The 18775-nt window shown below is 56.4% G+C and carries 17 protein-coding genes; 12 read left to right on the top strand and 5 right to left on the bottom strand.

Features of this window, described 5'->3' with window-relative positions; all coding sequences use genetic code 11:
• Positions 1-20 precede the first annotated feature (20 nt).
• Positions 21-1031: an alcohol dehydrogenase AdhP gene (adhP, locus tag GRPL_RS08295; RefSeq protein WP_004861757.1), complete on the bottom strand. Its 1011-nt coding sequence runs from the start codon at positions 1029-1031 to the stop codon at positions 21-23.
• Positions 1032-1287: 256 nt separating this feature from the next.
• Here adhP and GRPL_RS08300 point away from each other — a divergent pair, with 256 nt between their 5' ends.
• Positions 1288-1887: an inorganic diphosphatase gene (locus GRPL_RS08300; RefSeq protein ID WP_032696241.1), complete on the top strand. Its 600-nt coding sequence runs from the start codon at positions 1288-1290 to the stop codon at positions 1885-1887.
• Between the two features lie 201 nt (positions 1888-2088).
• Positions 2089-3066 carry a bifunctional helix-turn-helix transcriptional regulator/GNAT family N-acetyltransferase gene (locus GRPL_RS08305; RefSeq protein ID WP_032696240.1) on the top strand — a complete coding sequence of 326 codons (978 nt, stop codon included), beginning with the start codon at positions 2089-2091 and terminating at the stop codon, positions 3064-3066.
• 64 nt (positions 3067-3130) lie between these two features.
• Here the strand turns inward: GRPL_RS08305 and GRPL_RS08310 are convergent, their stop codons facing one another.
• The 3 genes from GRPL_RS08310 to sra form a co-directional block, all read right to left on the bottom strand.
• Positions 3131-4843 (bottom strand): ABC-F family ATP-binding cassette domain-containing protein, encoded by a 1713-nt coding sequence (locus tag GRPL_RS08310; RefSeq protein WP_032699906.1) that lies wholly within the window; start codon positions 4841-4843, stop codon positions 3131-3133.
• A gap of 337 nt (positions 4844-5180) precedes the next feature.
• Entirely contained in the window at positions 5181-6878 is a 1698-nt protein-coding gene (locus GRPL_RS08315) for an NAD-dependent malic enzyme (protein ID WP_004861771.1), read from the bottom strand.
• A gap of 172 nt (positions 6879-7050) precedes the next feature.
• Positions 7051-7191, bottom strand: coding sequence for a stationary-phase-induced ribosome-associated protein (gene sra / locus GRPL_RS08320; protein ID WP_004861775.1), 141 nt, complete (start codon positions 7189-7191; stop codon positions 7051-7053).
• 464 nt (positions 7192-7655) lie between these two features.
• Here sra and GRPL_RS08325 point away from each other — a divergent pair, with 464 nt between their 5' ends.
• Together GRPL_RS08325 and GRPL_RS08330 are read left to right on the top strand one after the other, a co-directional pair.
• The gene (locus tag GRPL_RS08325; RefSeq protein WP_080718637.1) at positions 7656-9107 is read left to right on the top strand and encodes an MFS transporter; all 1452 of its coding nucleotides are present in this window, start codon (positions 7656-7658) and stop codon (positions 9105-9107) included.
• Complete coding sequence (locus GRPL_RS08330; protein WP_032699904.1) at positions 9104-10402, top strand: glycoside hydrolase family 28 protein; 1299 nt, start codon at positions 9104-9106, stop codon at positions 10400-10402. The genes GRPL_RS08325 and GRPL_RS08330 overlap by 4 nt, the downstream gene beginning before the upstream one ends.
• 63 nt (positions 10403-10465) lie before the next feature.
• On the opposite strand, the gene GRPL_RS08335 is transcribed toward GRPL_RS08330, so the two are convergent.
• A complete protein-coding gene (locus tag GRPL_RS08335; RefSeq protein WP_032687790.1) occupies positions 10466-11317 on the bottom strand; it encodes a Vmh family MBL fold metallo-hydrolase in 852 nt (283 codons plus the stop codon).
• Between the two features lie 113 nt (positions 11318-11430).
• Here GRPL_RS08335 and GRPL_RS08340 point away from each other — a divergent pair, with 113 nt between their 5' ends.
• The 8 genes from GRPL_RS08340 to GRPL_RS26290 form a co-directional block, all read left to right on the top strand.
• Positions 11431-12315: a LysR family transcriptional regulator gene (locus GRPL_RS08340; RefSeq protein WP_032699903.1), complete on the top strand. Its 885-nt coding sequence runs from the start codon at positions 11431-11433 to the stop codon at positions 12313-12315.
• Between the two features lie 248 nt (positions 12316-12563).
• Positions 12564-13346 carry an SDR family oxidoreductase gene (locus GRPL_RS08345; RefSeq protein WP_032687788.1) on the top strand — a complete coding sequence of 261 codons (783 nt, stop codon included), beginning with the start codon at positions 12564-12566 and terminating at the stop codon, positions 13344-13346.
• Positions 13343-13720 (top strand): nuclear transport factor 2 family protein, encoded by a 378-nt coding sequence (locus GRPL_RS08350; RefSeq protein WP_032699901.1) that lies wholly within the window; start codon positions 13343-13345, stop codon positions 13718-13720. Before GRPL_RS08345 ends, GRPL_RS08350 begins: the two co-directional genes overlap by 4 nt.
• A gap of 10 nt (positions 13721-13730) precedes the next feature.
• Positions 13731-14600: a fumarylacetoacetate hydrolase family protein gene (locus GRPL_RS08355; protein ID WP_032699899.1), complete on the top strand. Its 870-nt coding sequence runs from the start codon at positions 13731-13733 to the stop codon at positions 14598-14600.
• Positions 14600-15823: a DUF3500 domain-containing protein gene (locus tag GRPL_RS08360; protein WP_032687784.1), complete on the top strand. Its 1224-nt coding sequence runs from the start codon at positions 14600-14602 to the stop codon at positions 15821-15823. Before GRPL_RS08355 ends, GRPL_RS08360 begins: the two co-directional genes overlap by 1 nt.
• 318 nt (positions 15824-16141) lie before the next feature.
• Positions 16142-17320, top strand: a complete 1179-nt coding sequence (locus tag GRPL_RS08365; protein WP_228134581.1) for a hypothetical protein — start codon at positions 16142-16144, stop codon at positions 17318-17320.
• Between the two features lie 67 nt (positions 17321-17387).
• On the top strand, positions 17388-17768 hold the full coding sequence (locus tag GRPL_RS08370; protein ID WP_032687782.1) for a RidA family protein: 381 nt from the start codon (positions 17388-17390) through the stop codon (positions 17766-17768).
• Between the two features lie 131 nt (positions 17769-17899).
• Positions 17900-18775: DUF2218 domain-containing protein (locus tag GRPL_RS26290; protein ID WP_072010686.1), on the top strand; the 876-nt coding region annotated here is incomplete at its 3' end.

Here is an 18775-nt window from a genome sequence, read left to right as displayed (position 1 = left end):
GAGCGGGAGAGGCGCGAGGCTTAGCGGCGGAAATCGATAACCATACGGCCGCGAATTTGCCCCTGTTCCATCTCTTTAAAGATGGCGTTGATATCGCCCAGCGGACGCAGCGTCACTTTAGGAACCACTTTCCCTTCGGCCGCGAACTGGAAGGCTTCGGTCAGATCCTGACGGGTGCCGACCAGGGAGCCCACCACTTCGATGCCATCCAGCACCAGACGCGGAATATCGAGGCTCATGGCTTCCGGAGGCAGGCCAACGGCCACCACGCGGCCACCGGCGCGTACGGCGTCAACGGCGGAGTTAAACGCCGCTTTGGCCACCGCGGTGACGACGGCTGCGTGAGCACCGCCGGTTTTTTCCTGAATCACTTTCGCTGCATCTTCGTTGCGGGAGTTAATGGTCAGGTCTGCGCCCATCTCGGCCGCCAGCGCCAGCTGCGCATCGTTAACGTCGATGGCGATGACTTTGGCATTGAACACGTTTTTCGCATACTGCAGCGCCAGGTTGCCGAGACCACCAAGACCGTAGATGGCAATCCATTGACCCGGTTTAATATGGGAGACTTTCACCGCTTTATAGGTGGTCACACCCGCGCAGGTGATGCTGCTGGCGGCGGCAGAGTCGAGGCCGTCCGGCACTTTGACCGCATAGTTAGCGGTGACGATGCACTCTTCAGCCATGCCGCCGTCTACGCTGTAACCGGCATTTTTTACCGAACGGCAGAGCGTTTCGTTGCCGCTGTTACAGTAATCGCAGTGCCCGCAGCCTTCGAAGAACCACGCCACGCTGGCGCGGTCGCCCGGTTTCAGGGAGGTGACCCCCGGACCGACCTGCTGTACCACGCCCACGCCTTCATGGCCCAGAATTACACCGGTTTTATCGCCAAAATCGCCGTTTTTCACGTGCAGGTCGGTATGGCATACGCCACAGCACTCCATTTTCAACAACGCCTCTCCATGTTGCAGGGGACGCAGTGTTTTTTCCGTCACATCAACCTGATGATCGTGGGTAACAACGGCTGCCTTCATGTTTACTCCTTGAATTTTGAAGAAAAAAGGGGGTGCTTACTCTTAAATAATACTCATTAAGGATTAACCCTAATAGTCAGGAATGCAAGGGTGCTAGTGAAATATGTGGTCTGAAGCAGCACTAATGGCGCAAAATTCGAACATTTATGTGAATTTTGGCTGTTAATAATTATGAAATGAGGTCGTCATATTCTGTTCATTGCTAACCGGCAGGCTGTTACAGGCAAATTTCTTATAACAACAGAGTGATACTACAATGCATCTGGTAAAAACTGTCCTCGCCGCATCGCTGTTTCTGTCTGCCGCCGCTCAGGCCCATAACGTACTGGACTTTCCGCAGCCGGAGAACAATCCGCAAGAGTTTTACGCGGTCACGGAAATTCCGACGGGCGGTATCATCAAATATGAAACTGACGCCAAAACGGGATTTATTATAGCCGATCGTTTCCAGTCGATGCCGGTCGCCTACCCGGCTAACTACGGTTCGCTGACCCAGTCGCTGGCGGGAGACGGCGATCCGCTGGATGTGGTGTTCTACACCCGCGCACCGATGGCGCCGGGGACGCTGATTAAGCTGCGGGCGATCGGCGTCCTGAAAATGATCGATGGTGGGGAAAAGGACGATAAGATTATTGCCGTGCCGGCGAGCAAAATCGACCCGACCTATGATGACATCAAGAATATCAGCGACCTGCCTCATATTGAGCAGGAGCGGCTGCAGGCCTTTTTCCGCGTCTATAAGCAGCTGCCTGATGGACGTAAAAAGGTCGAGCTGAACGGCTTTAACGATGCCGACGCGGCGAAACAAGAGATCAAGCAGGCATGGGATGCCTGGAAAGCAAAAAATCCACAATAAGATAAAAACAGGCGCTGCACGGCGCCTGTGCTTTTTTAGCCGGGTAATGAACCGCTGCGGCCGTTTTTAATCCTGGCAAAGAGCGGGTTAGCCGGCAGGAAATATCATCCGGGCCAGCGGGCCGAAGGGCGGCGCGGATTGACAGGGAGAACGCAATAATGGTTGTATTGTACAACTATTAACTCACCTGCACCGATCGCCATGACGCATCCATCGCTTATTAACGAATCGCTGATCAATGAAATACGCCGCGCTTCCCGCCTGATGGTTCGTGAACTCGGCTTCATGAATTCCACCCTGGCAGCCACCGACTATTCTCCCTCCGCCGTGCATACGCTGCTGGAAATTTCCGCCAACGGGGCGATGACCGCCGCACAGCTGGTTCAGATCCTGGGTCTGGAGAAATCGAGCGTCAGCCGTATGTTGTCCCGTCTGCTGGCCGCTGGCGAGCTGCAGGAAAAACCCGACGGCGAAGATGCCCGCTTTAAGCGACTCGAACTGACGGAACAGGGATGGGGGACGGTCAGCCGGATTAACGATTACGGGGCGATGCGGGTCGTTGATGCGCTCACGCATCTCGACGCCGGACAACAACAAAACGTGGCGCTGGGGCTGACCGCGTACGCGCAGGCGCTGGCGAAATGCCGCGATGTCCCCAGGCCCGCCGCGGCAAACAACGTGACGATTGTGAGCGGATACCGGCCGGGTATGATTGGCCGCATCGCGCAGATGCACGGCGAATATTATGCCCGGCACCACGGGTTCGGCCACTTTTTCGAAGGTAAGGTCGCCAGCGGGCTGGCGGAGTTTTCTGCCCGACTTGACGCCGAGTGCAATCACATCTGGCTGGCCGTACTGGAGGGCAACATCGTCGGCTCCGTGGCCATCGATGGTGAAGATCTGGGCAATAACGAAGCGCATCTACGCTGGTTTATTCTCGACGACCGCTGTCGGGGCAGCGGCGTTGGCCGACGCCTGCTGGCCGAGGCGATGGCTTTTTGCGACCGTCGCGCTTTTTCTGCCGTCCAGCTGTGGACCTTCAGCGGGCTGCACGCCGCGCGCGCGCTGTATGAATCATTCGGCTTTACGCTGCATAAAGAGTGGCAGGGCGATCAGTGGGGGATGATGATGACCGAACAGCAGTTTAGCCGATACCCGGTGGATTCTGCTTCGACATAACCACGGTCCTTGCTCGCGGACACCCCGCTAAGGTGTCGCCACCTTAGCGGGGATTCAGTCTCCTCTAACTCAGTCTGGCAGTAATGGCGGCGATCTCCTCGCGCCACTGCGCCTGCAGGTGGGGTTTCTGGTGCTTAGGTTTACGCGATATATCATCCGCCAGCCGTTGTTCCAGATCGATCAGCCGTTCCAGCAGGGCGTCATGGTCATCGGCGGCGGTGGACGTCGCATCAACTTCGGCGCGCCTCCCGGTCTGGGGCGCCCCGCTGCGCAGGCGGGTGTAGACTTCATCGGCGGTATGCCACTCGCTCAGCCCGTTATCATCAATCAGCCAGAAGCGGTTGCAGCTCTGGCTTATCAGCTGACGGTCATGACTGACCAGCAGCAGACCACCGGAATACTCGCGCAGCGAGGCAGCCAGCGCCTCTTTGCCTTCCATATCCAGATGGTTGGTGGGCTCATCCAGCAGAAGCAGGCTATAGCTCGCCAGCGACAGCCCGACAAACAGCAGTCGGGAACGTTCACCCCCGCTGAGGGTGCTGACCTTTTGCCCGTGACGGCTCCAGCCGAAACCGGCGGAAATCAGCGCCCGCTTACGGCGCTCTGCGGCGGGTTCGAAGCTCTCCAGCGCCTCCAGCAGCGTGGCGTTATCCGCCAGTTGACGCAGCGACTGGTCGTAGTAGCCCGGATGTAATCGCGGATGCAGGCGCAGTCCGACATCCGGCGCCGCCTGCTGCATCTGCCGCCACAGCAGGCGCAGCAACGATGATTTCCCGCCGCCGTTGCGCCCCATAATCGCCACCCGGTCGCCGCTGCGCAGACGCGCCAGCCCGGCGGTGAACAGAGCTGGTAATCCCGGAGCCGGGGGAACCGGCAGTTGTTCAATTTCGAGTAAACGATCGGCCCGTAGGGCGTCACCGTTCAGCGCCAGCCGCCACGGCGTGCCGGCGGTCAGCTCGGTTTGACTCTCCTTCAGGCGTGCGACCTGTTTCTCCATCTGTTTGGCTTTGCGCGAAAGATCTTCGTTGTCGTACACCTGTCCCCAGGTCGCCAGCCGTTTAGCGCTGGTGGTGACGCGGTCGATTTCTCGCTGCTCGGCTTTATGACGCAGGGCATCGCTTTCGTCCCGTTCCGCCAGCGCCTGACGCGCCGCGCTACAGGGAAGGGAGAAGGCGTGCAGGGTTTTGTCGCGCAGGATCCAACTGGCATTAGTTACAGCATCCAGTAAAAGGGGGTCATGTGACACCAGCACGAAGCTCCCCTGCCAGGTTTGCAAGAAGCTTTCCAGCCACAGCAGGGTCGGCAGATCGAGATGGTTGCCGGGTTCGTCCAGCAGCAGGAGATCCGGCTGCTGAATTAACGCTCTGGCCAGCAGCAGTCGGGTATGTTGGCCGCCGCTTAGCGTTGCCGCACGCTGCGTGAATTCCGCCGTCGTAAACCCCATTTCCGCCAGCAGACGTTCTGCCTGCCAGCGCTGTTGTTCGCGCCCGCTGGCGGCAAGCCGCGCCAGAACCACCTCGATCAGCGATTGTTGTAGCAGGGTATCCGGCAGGTGTTGTTCAACCCGCGCCATCAGGCAATGGTGCGCCAGCGCCACGCTGCCGGCACCGGGCGTCAGCGTGCCGTCCAGCACCTGCAGCAGGGTACTTTTGCCGCAGCCGTTATGGCCGATCAGGCCGATGCGATCGCCTTTTTTCAGGGTAAAGGAGAGGTCGGTGAAAAGCGGCCCGAATGCCGTTTCAACATGCAGAGATTGCGCGCTAAATAATGTACTCATCGTGAACTTACTCAAGAGTTACAGGCGTAAAAACGCCTCGTCAAACATCGCTGACGATAACCCGGTAAGCCCGAGGGAAGGGAATTAGTCTGGGGTGTCTTCGCTCAAGCTGAAGTTATCGCAGCACGATACCGATAACGCTTGAGCAGGGACGATTACCAAATGTCAGTGAAAATATAGATATTTCACATAACAGCATGGGGTCCTCCTTTCATTGAGTGAGTTGACAGGTGAAAGCAGTGTAGGAGGTGGGCGGCGATTTGGCTAGCGACTAAAGATAGTGGGGCGGCGGCAAAAAAACGGGCCCGTTGTCAGGCCCGTTTGCGATGTCGGTTAATCAGATCGAGGTGCGGCGGTAGTTGCGATACTCCGGCAGCCAAAAGTTATCGCTAATCGCCTGCAACAGTGCCTCGGCGGAGGTCTTCACCGCCACGCCTTGTTCCTGAGCGACTTTACCGACCGCGAAAGCGATCGCGCGCGATACGGTCTGGATATCTTTCAGTTCCGGCAGAACCGGGCCTTCGCCATTGTTGACCAACGGTGAGTGCTTCGCCAGCGTCTCACTGGCCGCCATCAGCATCTCATCGGTGACTCGCGATGCGCCGGAGGCGATTACGCCGAGGCCGATACCGGGGAAGATATAGGAGTTATTGCACTGGGCAATGACGTACTGCTTACCTTTCAGTGTGACCGGCGCGAACGGGCTGCCGGTGGCAACCAGCGCTTCGCCGTCGGTCCAGCTGAGAATGTTCTGCGGCGTGGCTTCGACGCGAGAGGTCGGGTTCGACAGCGGCATTACGATGGGACGCGGGCAGTGCTTATGCATCTCGCGAATAATCTCTTCGGTGAACAGACCCGGCTGGCCGGAAACACCGATCAGGATATTCGGTTTCACATTTCGCACAACGTCAAGCAGGGAGAGCACTTCGTTGGTGGTATCCCACTGCTGGAGATTTTCACGCTTCTGCACCAGTTTGTTCTGGAACGGCAGCAGGTTCGGCATGGCGTCGGTCAGCAGGCCGAAACGGTCAACCATGAACACGCGCTGGCGCGCTTCTTCTTCGCTTAATCCTTCGCGTTGGATCTGGGCGATAATCTGTTCGGCAATCCCGCAACCGGCGGAGCCGGCGCCGAGGAAGACGATTTTCTGCTCGCTCAGCTGGCTGCCCGCACCGCGGCTGGCGGCAATCAGCGTGCCTACGGTCACCGAGGCGGTGCCCTGGATATCATCATTGAATGAACAAATCTCATTGCGATAGCGGTTGAGCAGCGGCATGGCGTTTTTCTGCGCGAAGTCTTCGAACTGCAGCAGAACGTCCGGCCAGCGGTGCTTAATGGCCTGGATAACATCATCGACAAACTGATAATACTCATCGTCGGTAATACGCGGATGGCGCCAGCCCATATACAGCGGATCGTCGAGCAGCTGCTGGTTGTTAGTCCCGACGTCCAGCACGATCGGCAGCGTATAGGCCGGGCTGATACCGCCGCAGGTGGTGTACAGCGAAAGCTTACCGATCGGGATCCCCATACCGCCGATGCCCTGGTCGCCGAGACCCAGAATACGCTCCCCGTCGGTGACGACGATCACTTTGACGTTGTGATTCGGGACGTTTTGCAGGATATCGTCGAGGTTGTGCCGGTTCTGATAGGAGATAAACACCCCGCGCGAGCGACGGTAGATCTCAGAGAAGCGCTCGCAGGCGGCGCCAACGGTCGGCGTATAGATGACCGGCATCATCTCATCGAGATGGTTGCCAATCAGGCGATAAAAGAGGGTTTCGTTGGTGTCCTGAATGTTGCGCAGGTAAATATGTTTGTCGATCTCAGTTTTAAACCCCTGGTACTGGATCCATGCACGTTCAGCTTGTTCCTCAATTGTTTCAACAACTTCTGGCAGCAGGCCGAGCAGGTTAAAGCTGCTGCGCTCTTCCATGCTGAAGGCGCTACCTTTGTTGAGAAGGGGAAATTCGAGCAGAACGGGGCCAGCGTAGGGGATATACAGGGAACGGTTTTTCTTATGGGTGAATTGCATCGCACTAACTCCTTGATGTTCACTTCAGACCGTGCGCGGCGATAAGCGTGCGGGCTGGCAGGGAATGCAGCGGGAGCAGTATAGAGCAGATGTTATCAAAGAGGGGAAATTGTATTAAAAAAACACCATCCTGACGAAAGGACGGTGTTTTTATCATCATTCAGCTGAGAAATTAACCCGCGCGGCGCTTACGGCCGGTGGCATGAGCGTGGTTAATTGTCGTTTCCACATCGCCGTCCAGCACCACTTTTTTCTGCTGCGACAGTTTATAGTTCAGACCGAGAAGATGACGTGCCTGGTGGTTCGATTTCATTCTTACTCCTTAATCCAGTTCTGTTTCAAGGACAAGCCCGGCGTGGCCGGACGAAATGTAACCCTAAGAACGGCGCGCTAGCGCGACCGTGCTATCTATCGTGGTCTATTTTTCCGCCAATGGCAACCTTATGCGGCAAAATATTATGCCGGGACCGCCATTATCGAGCGAGAAATAAGGCCCGCGGCAGCCCTTAACCCGACGAAATTTATCACCATTCTCCGCTCCGGCTTTTTGTTATCTCCCGCACAATTATTAATTTTCACAACCAGTTAGTGAAATTACGTAATTGTGATAATGCGCATAAATATTACCTTGATGAGTGTTGCATCGAGCGCGCTTGCCGGGCGCTATTTAATGGGGAATATAATAAAAAGGACAATAAATTGAAAAAAATTAATTATGAGGAGTTGCGCGTATATAGAAAAAGACCGATTACGCTGCTGCGTTCCTTAGGTTATGCCATGAACGATCTCAACGGGTCGGCATGGGGAACGTTGGTCGGCTCTTACCTGATGATATTCCTCAGCACCTGGGCGGGGTTAAATGCCGGGGTGGTGGGTACCATGTTATTCGCGCTGAAAATACTGGATATGATCGTCTGTGGCGTGATTGGCGGCGTTTCCGATCAACTCTTCCGCACGGCAATTGGGCGCAGATTAGGGCGGCGACATATTTTATTTTTGATCGGCGCGACGCTCACCTTAATCTGTTTCCCGCTGCTGTTTACGGTCCATGTCGGTTCCTGGCTGTGGTATTTCGTGGTGCTGTTCCTGCTTGATACCGCCCAGTCGTTTAATAATATTGCCTATGAAACGCTTGCCACGGAAATGACCGATAAAGCGCACGAGCGGGTGAAGCTGAGCTCCGTGCGGATGTTCGTCTCCGCCTTCGGGACCTTCGCCGTCACCGGTTTGCCGGCGCTGCTGCTGGTGATGCTGGGCAGCGATAGCCCCCAGGCCTATACCATTTCCGGGATTGTGTTTGGCATTGTGCTGTTTGCCGGTACCATCATTACGTGGCTGACAACCTGGGAGTTTTCCCCAGGATATGTTGACGCGTTTGAGAACAGCGCTAAAGAGCAGCGGCCGAAAAATATTATTTACTCTATCAATGAATATCTTCATGTGATGAGAACAAAAGCCTGCCGCCGAACCTGTGTTATCTATTTTGTCTCCTACTTCGCGAAGGACTGTTTCAATACCGCCTTTTTCTTCTACGTCGTATTTATCCTGGGTCTGTCGCAGGGGATGGCGCAGACCGCTTCGTCGCTCTCTATTATTGGATTGATCGTGGTGCCGATCGCCACCTTTTTTATGTTTAAATTTGGGCCGAAATGGCTGTGGTCAATGGCATTTTCACTGATGATCGCCGTCCTCATTTATTATCTGGGGTTATATGTCTTTCATATTCAGCTCTCCGATAGCGCGGCATTTGTGACCATTCTGATATTGTCAGCCTTATTCCAGATTGGCCGCCAGACGATGGAATATACGGTGTGGAACGTAATTCCGCTGGTGCCGGATGTCGATACTCTGGTTTCCACCAAACTGCGGGCAGGAACCTTTTCCGCCTGCCAGACCTTTACCAGAAAATTAACCGGCGCGATTGGCTCGGCGATTATTGGCTGGATTCTTGCCTTCGGCGGATTTGATAAATCGCTGGCGGTACAAATACCTGCGGCACAAATCGCTATCATGATCGCATTTATTTTTATTCCGCTCATTTGCCTGATTTACTCCCTGTATCTGATTCGCACCTTCAATTTGAACCCGCAAACCCACAAGGTCGTTAAGGCCGAGATGGACCGCCTGCAGCAGGGGGGCGCCAAAGAGGATGTGGACCCGAAAACCCGGGCCATCGTCGAGGATCTCACCGGCTACGCTTATGATGAAATTTGGGATGTAAAAAAATGACCACCTATATTGCCAGCGACAATACCGACCTGCAGACCCTGATTAACGAGGCTGCCCGTACGGCCAGCGAGGAACATTGCGCAGAGATTATCTTTCCGCCGGGCACCTGGTTGACGGGGCCGTTGACTCTGTACAGCCATATGACGCTGACCCTGGAAGAAGGGGCAACGATCCGCTTTATTGCCGACCCGCAGCTCTACCCGCCGGTCTGGACACGCTGGGAGGGGATTGAATGCTATGCGCTGCACCCGCTTTTGTACGCCGCGGATGCCTGCAACATTACCCTTCGCGGGGCGGGGGTGATTGAGGGGGCGGGCCAGTGGTGGTGGGATACGTTCCGTCAGATTGAAGAGGAGGACCGTCAGGCGCCGCGGGAAAGCTGGGAGCGGCAGCTGGCGGCGCTGAATCCGGATTATCGTTCTCGCCCCGGCGGCGGCGGGCGTCCTCAGACCCAGTTCCTGCGCCCGCCGCTGGTTCAGTTCTGGAAATGCTCGGCGATTCACCTGCAGGGGATCACCTTGCAGAACTCACCGTTCTGGACCCTGCATACCGTCTATTCCCGTGACATCGTCATCAGCGGAGTGACAATCCTCAATCCGGCCGATGCCATCAATACCGATGCCATCGATCTGGATTCTTCCGAGAATATTACTATCGAGGATTGTCTGTTTGATGTGGGTGACGATGCGATTACCTTAAAATCCGGCTCGGGGGCGGACGGCCTGCGCATCAACAGACCCACCCGCAACGTCACGGCGCGCCGCTGTCGTATCCTCGCCAGCCATGGCGGCATCGCCATTGGTTCGGAAACGGCAGGGGGCATTGAAAATGTGTCGGTGAGCGATTGCGTTTTCGAAGGCACCCAGCGGGCGATTCGCCTGAAATCGCGGCGTGGGCGGGGCGGTACGATTAAAAACATCACTTTGCGCGATTTGACGATGGATGGCTGCTGGTGTCCGATTGTGATCGGTCAATATTTTGCCCCTGGCGTGCTGGCGCATGAACGCGACGTAACGCTTTCCGAACAGCCGCAGCCGCTGAGCGCAATGACGCCGCACATCCGCGATATCCTGATTGAGAATGTGCTGGCGACCAACGTGCTCTCCAGCGCCGCGTTTATTGTCGGGCTACCGGAAGCGCCGATCGACAATGTGAGCATCCGAAACTTTAGCTATGCGCTGGCGCCTGAAGAACGGCTGCTGGAGACCTGGAATACGGAACCCACGGAAGGACATTTTCACGACGACGATCGCGGTATTAAGGTGATTAACGCCCGAAACGTGAAAATTCAGTAACCCCGTGCCTCAACCCGGGGCCTGAACATCGTCAGGCCCCGGTTCAGTTGCAGGCGACGCTTGTTACCACTTCATCTCGCCGGTATTCACTTTCGCGCTGAGCTCGAGAGAACTCTCTTCCGCCAGATTTGGCCAGCGCTGCTTCATTTCGGCAATCACTCCGGCGGAATCTTTATGGGCTTTCAGCGCCTGCTCAAACTGCTGCAGATAGTCGCGGGTGAAGGTAATCGCGCGATCGCCGGCCGGCGGCGTCCCGAGATAGTGACCCGGAATCACCTGCTGCGGGTGCAGGGCGGCCATATCGTCGAGCGTGGTGCGCCACTGCTGACGACTTTCCGCGCTCTGGGTGTCGGCGGTCCACACGTGCATGCCCCAGGCCACGCCGGTGCCGCCGAGGATCGCTTTATTCGCCGGGATCCACACGAATGCCGCGTAGTGCTGCGGCTGGAGGATGCGGACTTTCTCGCCGTCGATAGTAAAGGTGTTAGCTTCAATGACCTGCGGCGTATAAAGCTGCTTTGGCGCGCCGTCTTTCATCTGCGGGCCCCAGAAGGCCAGTTTTGCCGATTTGGTCGCCTCAATATGCTTAACCACCTCCGAGGTCGCCACGATTTTTGCCTGCGGGAAGGCCTTCACCAGCGGCTCAAGGCCAAAGTAAAAGTCCGGGTCGCCGGAGGTGATGACGATGCGGGTCAGCTTTTTGCCGCTTTTACGGATCATCTCCACCAGCTTCTCGCCGTCTTTAACGCTAAATTGCGCGTCAAACAGCACCGCCTCATGCGGACCGGAGGCCAGCGTCGAGTTGACGGCGAAGATACCTTTATCCTGCGGGTTATAGGTCTGCAATGTTAAAGGTGCGGCAAAGGCAGCGGAGCTGAACAGTGCGGTGGCAACGGCAAGGGCGGATAATTTCATGGTGGTTTTCTCTGTGTCTGATCAATAACGCTATTTTACGGATTTCCTGATTTGCGAAAATTCCTGAAAAAAGAGATGCTGAGTTTCATAAAACGTGCAGATGGAAGTGAAAGATGGACAGAATTATTGCCGCGCAGGTCTACATGCGGATCTGCGAACTGGGGAGCCTGAGCGCAGCGGCCCGCGCGCTGGGGATGTCGCGCCCGATGGTCAGTCGCTATCTGGAACAGATGGAACACTGGGCGGGTACCCGCCTGATTCACCGTTCGACGCGTAAATTAACCTTAACCGCCGCCGGGGAGAAGGTGCTGCAAAAAACCCGCAGCCTGACGCAACTGTCGGATGAAATTGCCGGGCAGACCGAGCGGGCGGTGCCCAGCGGCACGCTACGCGTCGCCTGCGCTCACTTTACGGCCATGCAGCTGATTTCGCCGCTGTTACCCGATTTTCTCGCCCGTTATCCCCAGCTGCGTCTGGAACTGGATATCAATAACCATCCGGTGAGCCTGATCGGCGAGCGTATTGACGTGGCGATTCGTATCACCGATAACCCGGAGCCAGGAGCGATTGCCCGTCGGCTGGGGGTCTGCCGTTCGGTGCTGTGCGCATCGCCGCGCTGGCTACAGTTACATGGCCAGCCGCAGACGCCGGCGGAGCTCAGCGCACATAACTGTCTGCACTACAGCCATTTCGCCACGCCGACCTGGCAGTTCAGCGATCCGCAGGGCGAAGCCGTCTCCGTGGCGGTCTCCGGCAACCTCAGCGCCGGGATCTCCTCATTACTGCTGGAAGCGGCGGTAGCCGGATGCGGTATCGCGATGCTGCCGGAACTGGAAGCGCAGCGCGCGCTCAACAGTGGGGCGTTGAAGCTGGTGTTGCCGGGCTGGACGCCGAAAGCGCTCAGCGTGTACGGCATCTATTTATCGCGCGACTATCAGCCCAGCGCGTTACCGCTGTTCCTCGATGAGATTCAACAGCAGCTGGCGCAGCTTAGCTAGCGCACTTTCGTCCCGCTGATCCTGCGTCGCGCCTTGTGGGCGCGCGTGCTCCGGCCATCTCCCCCCTCGCTACCTGATACAGGGCGGCGCCCGCACGTCGATTTCTGGTTCCCGCCGACAGCGGCCGCTTTCGTGAGCCATCTCCGACTTTCATCTAATCCTCTGGTTGATATCTAGACATATCGTAATTTGAGATATATCAATATATGTACATTATTTTACCAATAATTAACATTCAGGAGCGGAGAATGGATCTGGGGATTGGCGGAAAACAGGCTTTCGTCTGCGCATCATCGCAAGGGCTCGGTCTGGCCTGTGCGACGGCACTGGCGGCAGAAGGCGTGAACGTCACGCTAAACGGGCGTTATGAACAGAAGCTGGCGCAGGCGGCATCGGCGCTGCGTCAGCGCTTTCCTCAGGTTGCCGTCACGACCGTCACTGCCGATCTGACGCAGCCGGCGGGGCGCGCGGCGATCCTGGCAGCCTGGCCGAAAATCGACATTCTGGTGACGAATAACGCCGGGCCTCAGCCCGGCGTACTTGCCGACTGGCACGAGGAGGCGCTGCTGGGAGCGATGGCGGCCAATTTTATTCCAGCGGTACAGCTGATTCGCGCCTGGCTGCCGGCGATGCAGCAGCAGCGCTTCGGGCGGATCGTCAATATCACTTCGGCCATGGTCAAAGCGCCGCACTACATGATGGGGCTATCCACCTCGGCGCGGACGGCGCTGACGGCCATCAGCAAAGCAATTGGCCGTGAGGTGGTGGCCGACAATGTGACCATCAACAATCTGCTTCCGGAGCGGATCGATACGCCACGCCAGGCATTTATGCTGCAGCGGCTGATGGATAAAGAGGGTATCAGTCTGCAAGAGGCGCGCCGACGCAATGAGGCGACAATCGCCGCCGGGCGCTTTGGCCGCCCGGAGGAGTTCGCTGCGGCCTGCGCCTTTCTCTGTAGCCAGCAGGCTTCCTATATTTCCGGACAAAACCTGCAGCTCGACGGCGGTTCCTATGAGGGGCTGCTATGAATGCGGATGTCCTGGCGCTATTGACGCTTGAGACGCAGCGTCAGCAGGCACTGGTGGCCGGTGATAGCGTGCGTCTGGCGGCGCTCCTGGCCGACGATCTTGTTCATATTCACAGCACCGGAATGGTACAGGGTAAAGCCGGGTTTCTCGAACACGTGGTGAAAATGGGCGGCTTTGTGGCTATCGAACGGCCAACGCCTGACATTCGTCTGCTGGGCGATATTGCCCTCATCAGCGGCGAAACGCGCAACGTGGTCCGTTCACTGCACGATGGCGCCGAAAGGGTTCGCCACGGTTTTTCCACGCTGGTTCTGCGTCGTTCCCCACAGGGCTGGCAAATTATATTGTCACAAATGACGCCCTTTGGGGCGTAGAAGGAGTGCTATGAAGCTCGTGCGCTACACCCACCACGGACGTACCCGGCTTGGCAAAGTGGTTGATTCTACGGTCATTGATTTATCAGAAATCACCGGCATCGACCACTCCATGCGCCAGTTGCTCAACGCTCTGCCGGCGCTTCGCGAACGACTTGAGCGGGTCGCCGGGCCGGCCATTGCGCTAGAGGAGGTCCGCCTGGAGGCCCCGATTCACGACCCGCAGAAGTTTCTCGGCATTGGTATGAACTATCGCCAGCATGCCGAGGAGGCACGCCGGGCGGGGATCGCGATCCCGTCATCGCAAATGTGGTTTAACAAGCAGGTTTCCTGCATCAGCGGGCCCTTTGATCCGGTTGTTAAGCCGCGCATCAGCGAGCAGATGGATTATGAAATCGAGCTCGGTGTGGTTATCGGTCGCCGCTGTCGCCACGTCTGTGCCGGCGATGCCCCCGCGGTGATTGCCGGCTATCTGATCGTCAACGATCTCTCCGCGCGCGACTGGCTGAAAAAATCGCCGACCTTTACGCTCGGTAAATCATTCGATACGCACGGGCCGCTGGGACCGTGGCTGACGACCTGCGATGAAATTGCCGACCCGTTGGCGCTACAGATGACGCTAACGGTGAACGGTGAACAACGTCAGCACGCCTCTACCGGCGATATGATTTACAACATATATCAACAGATTGAGTACCTCTCATCGGTGATGACCCTGGAGCCGGGCGACGTGCTCGCTACCGGAACACCGTCCGGGATTGGCGCGCCGACCGGGCGCTTCCTGCAACCGGGCGATCTGCTGCATCTGACCATCGACGGCCTCGGGGCGATAGAACATCGCGTGGTGGCAGAAGACGACGCTATAGCGTGGGAGGCGTGATGAGCAGTAACTCTTTTCGTGATTATCTTCTGCCCGCCGACGCGCCACGTATTCTGGCCGCGCGCAACGTGGATGTCGCCACCTATGGCGCCCGGATGCTGGCGACGGAAAAGGCGCGTGACCTACAGGCCCAGTGGCAGGCCAGCCTGGATGAAACGTTTCGCGGGATCACCACTGACGGCAGGGTACGCGATGGGCTTTTCGCGTTAGCCGATGAAGGGTTTGCCGTCGACGAGGCGGTCGCCGTCGCCAGGGCGCTGCTGCTGACGCTGGAGCCGTCGCAGCACCAGCGCGTCTGCCAGCCGATAGATGCGCCGCAGTGGCGAGCCTGGTATAACCCGGAAATTCCGTTCAATGACTACGGCGTGCGCCTTGAAGCGACCTCTCCGGCGACGCGCGACGCGTTTCTCGGGTTACTGAGGGCCTGCACCAGCGAGCAGGGATTTCGCAAAGTGTCGCGCCTGATGGATGCCAACCATTTCCTTGGTGAGCTGTATGACCTGAATAACATCATGAACCGCTGGAGCTTCCATTTTATGCTGTTCGGCGAGCCTTCTGCGGATCGGCCCTGGGGGTGGAGTATCTACGGCCATCATGTCGCGTTTTGCTGCTTTATCGTCGGACGTCAGTTGACTATCGCCCCCACGTTTATGGGCGTGGAGCCAAACGTTATCGATCGCGGCGATGACAGTGACGCGACGTTGTTTAGCGACGAAGAGCGCTGCGGTCTGGCGTTAATGCAGGCGTTGACTCCGCGTCAGCAAAAACGAGCAACGATTTTCCAGCAGATGGAAGATCCGGCCATGCCGCCAGAGCGCTTTAACTTTGCCGATCAGCGCCACCTGGGCGGGGCGTTTCAGGATAACCGCATGATTCCTTATGAGGGAATTTGTGTGGCGGAGTTCAGTCCGGCGCAGCGCAAGATGTTAATGGCGACGATTGCCTGCTTCCTCGATTTTTTGCCCGATGCTCCGCGACAGCGCCGGCTGGCGTGCATTGAACAGCATCTTGAGGAAACCTGGTGGTGTTGGATTGGCGGCTGCGGCGATGACGATGTCTTTTATTACCGTATTCAAAGTCCGGTGGTGATGCTGGAGTTCGATCACCATAGCGGCATGTGGCTGACCAATGAGCAGCCGGCGCGTTTTCATATTCACACGATTACGCGGATTCCGAATGGCAATGATTACGGCAAGGCCTTATTGGCGCAAACGCGCAAATAAATCAGTTGGTTTTAATTTCTGTTGATATCACCCGTCGCGAACCCTGGGGCGTAGCGCGGGTGGGCGCATTGACGCGCCATTCTCTATGAGCCTGCCTGAACAGGCTCCGGGCGGTAAATAAAAAAATATCTCTGTCTCCTACAATGAGGTTATCTGGCAATGGAATTAAACTGTTCATTCAGAGTCTCAACGCTGGCGTTATTTCCGCTGGCGTTGATGTGCGGCAGTTGTTACGCAAATACGGTATCCACGGGTGGCGACTCTGATTCATTCAACGACTGGCTTTCGCAAGGGAATATTTACGGCGAAGTCAAAACTATGCATTTTTTTAAAGAATTTAACGGTACCGTCGCGGATAAACAAACGCACGCCTTTGGCGGTGATATTCAATACGTCAGCCCGGAACTTTATGGTTTTAGTTTTGGTGTCGCAGATTATGCTTCGTGGAATTTAGGCCTCAATCCCGATAACAGTGAAAAGACGGAAATTTATCTGCCGGCGGATAATATCAATGTCCTAGGCAAGGCTTATCTGCGCTATCGTGGCTATGGATTTAATTTGCAGGGGGGACGAATTGCGCTCGATACGCCTTTCGCCAACGGCGGCGAAGGTCGTACCATGATTCCTGCCTTATATGAGGGGTTTGGCGGCGATTACTCTTTGCTGGATAAGCAGCCGTTAAAGCTGTATGGCTACCGAATCTATCGTTTCAAACCCTTCAGCTCTGATACCTTTGGTAAGGGAGATACCGGGGCGCCCGAGGTCGATGATACGACGATTCCCTCGGTCGACAGCGATGGTTTCTCCACCTTCGGTCTGCGCTATGGCCAGCTGTACGATGCCCAGGCCGAGTCCTGGTATTATCACTTTGATAAACGTGCGCAGATGGCTTTTGTCGGCGGCGAACTGCCGGTACATGGGCTAAGCGTGGGACACTGGACGCCATTTTTCGGCGCACAGTATTTGCATGAATGGGATACATCGGATCAGTCCTGGCCGTATAAAAATATCGACACCGATCTTTATTCTGCGCGAGTGGGTGTGCGCTCACGTAATCATAGTTTCTCGGTGATTGCCACTCATGTTCCCAGCAAGGACGGGGCGTTTTTAAATGGCGCCTATTTCGCGCCATATAATTTCGGTATTTATGACACCACGCCGATTGAGGCCGGGCAACCGCTGGCATCGATGATCACCAGCAATCAGCCCGGCGACGCGCTGGCGTTGCGCTATGTTTATCATAATCAAAACGCGCTGGCGGTATTAGGCTATACTCGTCTGAATTTAAAAGACTCCAGCGGGATTTATTATCCGATTGCCGCTAAGGATATTAATGCCGGATTTATGATATTGGGTTATAACCTGACCCCGCGATTACATGCTGAATTTGAATTTGACTATATTGACTCGCCGTCACCGGTAACCGGTGATTATCATGCGGAACGTCTACGCCTGGTTTATAAATTCGGCGCGATGATGCCGGACAGTGAATATTAATCGTGACGATATTGTCATTTTATGAGTATCAGGGTCTGCCGGCGGTAGATCCTGACTGGAGACAAATATGAGTAACAGAAAAAGTATTTACAGCGAGGCCTTTGTTCACGCCAATCCCGTGCCTGCCGCCTGTCGGATTGGCAATATGGTCTTTTCCGGTGTGATTTATGGCCGCGATCCGCAGACCCGGCAGGTACCGGACGATCTTGATGGCCAGTGCGCGCTGATGTTTGCCCATATCAAAACGCTGATTGAGGACGCCGGCGGGACGCTGGACAACATTGCCCGACTGACGCTGTTGATGGCGGACAGAAACGAACGCGAAACGGTGAACCGCCACTGGATCCGCTATTTCCCTGATCCGGCATCGCGTCCGGCCAGGTACGCCATCGATGCCAAACTGAGCGGCAATATTCGCATACAGTGTGATTTTATCGCCGTCCTTTAACCCACTTTTCGCGATCGTTTCTCCGCTTTCCCGCGCTTATTCCGTTGGCGAACAAAATTCAGGCCTGCGCCATCTCTTTAAGATATATTTAAAGTTTAGTTATGTTGCAGTGGATGATAAAGGAGTCGACGATGGAACAAACACAACGCTCCGGAAAAAAATCCGCCGGTAACGACAACGCGACGGCTGTCCCGCAGAATGCGGGTCAGTCCGGGCGTCGTGGGCGGGTATTCGATTACGGTGAGCTACGCGTGCTGCTCCTGGCGATGCTGTCTGAACAGCCGAGCCATGGGTACGAACTCATTCATGACATTAAAGAACGTTTTGGCGGGTTGTATAAGCCCAGCCCGGGGGTAATCTATCCGACCCTGACCTGGCTGTATGACCGCAACTATGCGGTTATCGATCTGGAAAAGGGCGGCCGCAAGCGCTACAGCATTACCGAAGAGGGCCGGGCATGGCTGACGGCTAATCAGGCGGTCATGGATATGCTCAAGTCGCGGGTCGCGCCGCAGGCTAACCGGGAATCGCCGGCGGTGCTGGTAGAAGCAATGGACCACCTGAAGCGGGCGCTGAGCCTGCGGCTGAAATATGAACCGCTGCCTGCCGGTATGGTCGTTAGCCTGGCGCAGGCGATTCATCTCGCCGCCGAACGCATTGAACATCTGCTGACCACGCCGGCTCCGGCAGAGGGCGTGCACACCAGTATCGCCTGCATCAGTACGCCCAATGCTTCGCGATTTATGCGCCGCCTGTGCAGCCATTTCCAACATCGCACGCCGGTTGTCAGCGATGAGCACAGCGGGCAGTTTCGACTGAGCATCGGTGAGGTCCGGCTGGATGTGCAGGATAACCTGTTGCAGGTTACGTTGAGCGCCACGGAAACCGACGATCTGGCCGAGATGGAAACCATCGTGGAGCGCCATCTGGCGGAAGCAGCGGTACGTGAAACGTTAGATATCCGCTGGCTAGCGGACGTAAAAAAACCGGCAGAGGGCTGCCGGTTT

This window comes from Klebsiella planticola ATCC 33531, from assembly GCF_000735435.1.
GTDB classification, from domain to species: Bacteria; Pseudomonadota; Gammaproteobacteria; order Enterobacterales; family Enterobacteriaceae; genus Klebsiella; species Klebsiella planticola.
Note: the sequence above shows the minus strand (reverse complement) of the source record. Positions and strands in the feature narration are given on the sequence as shown.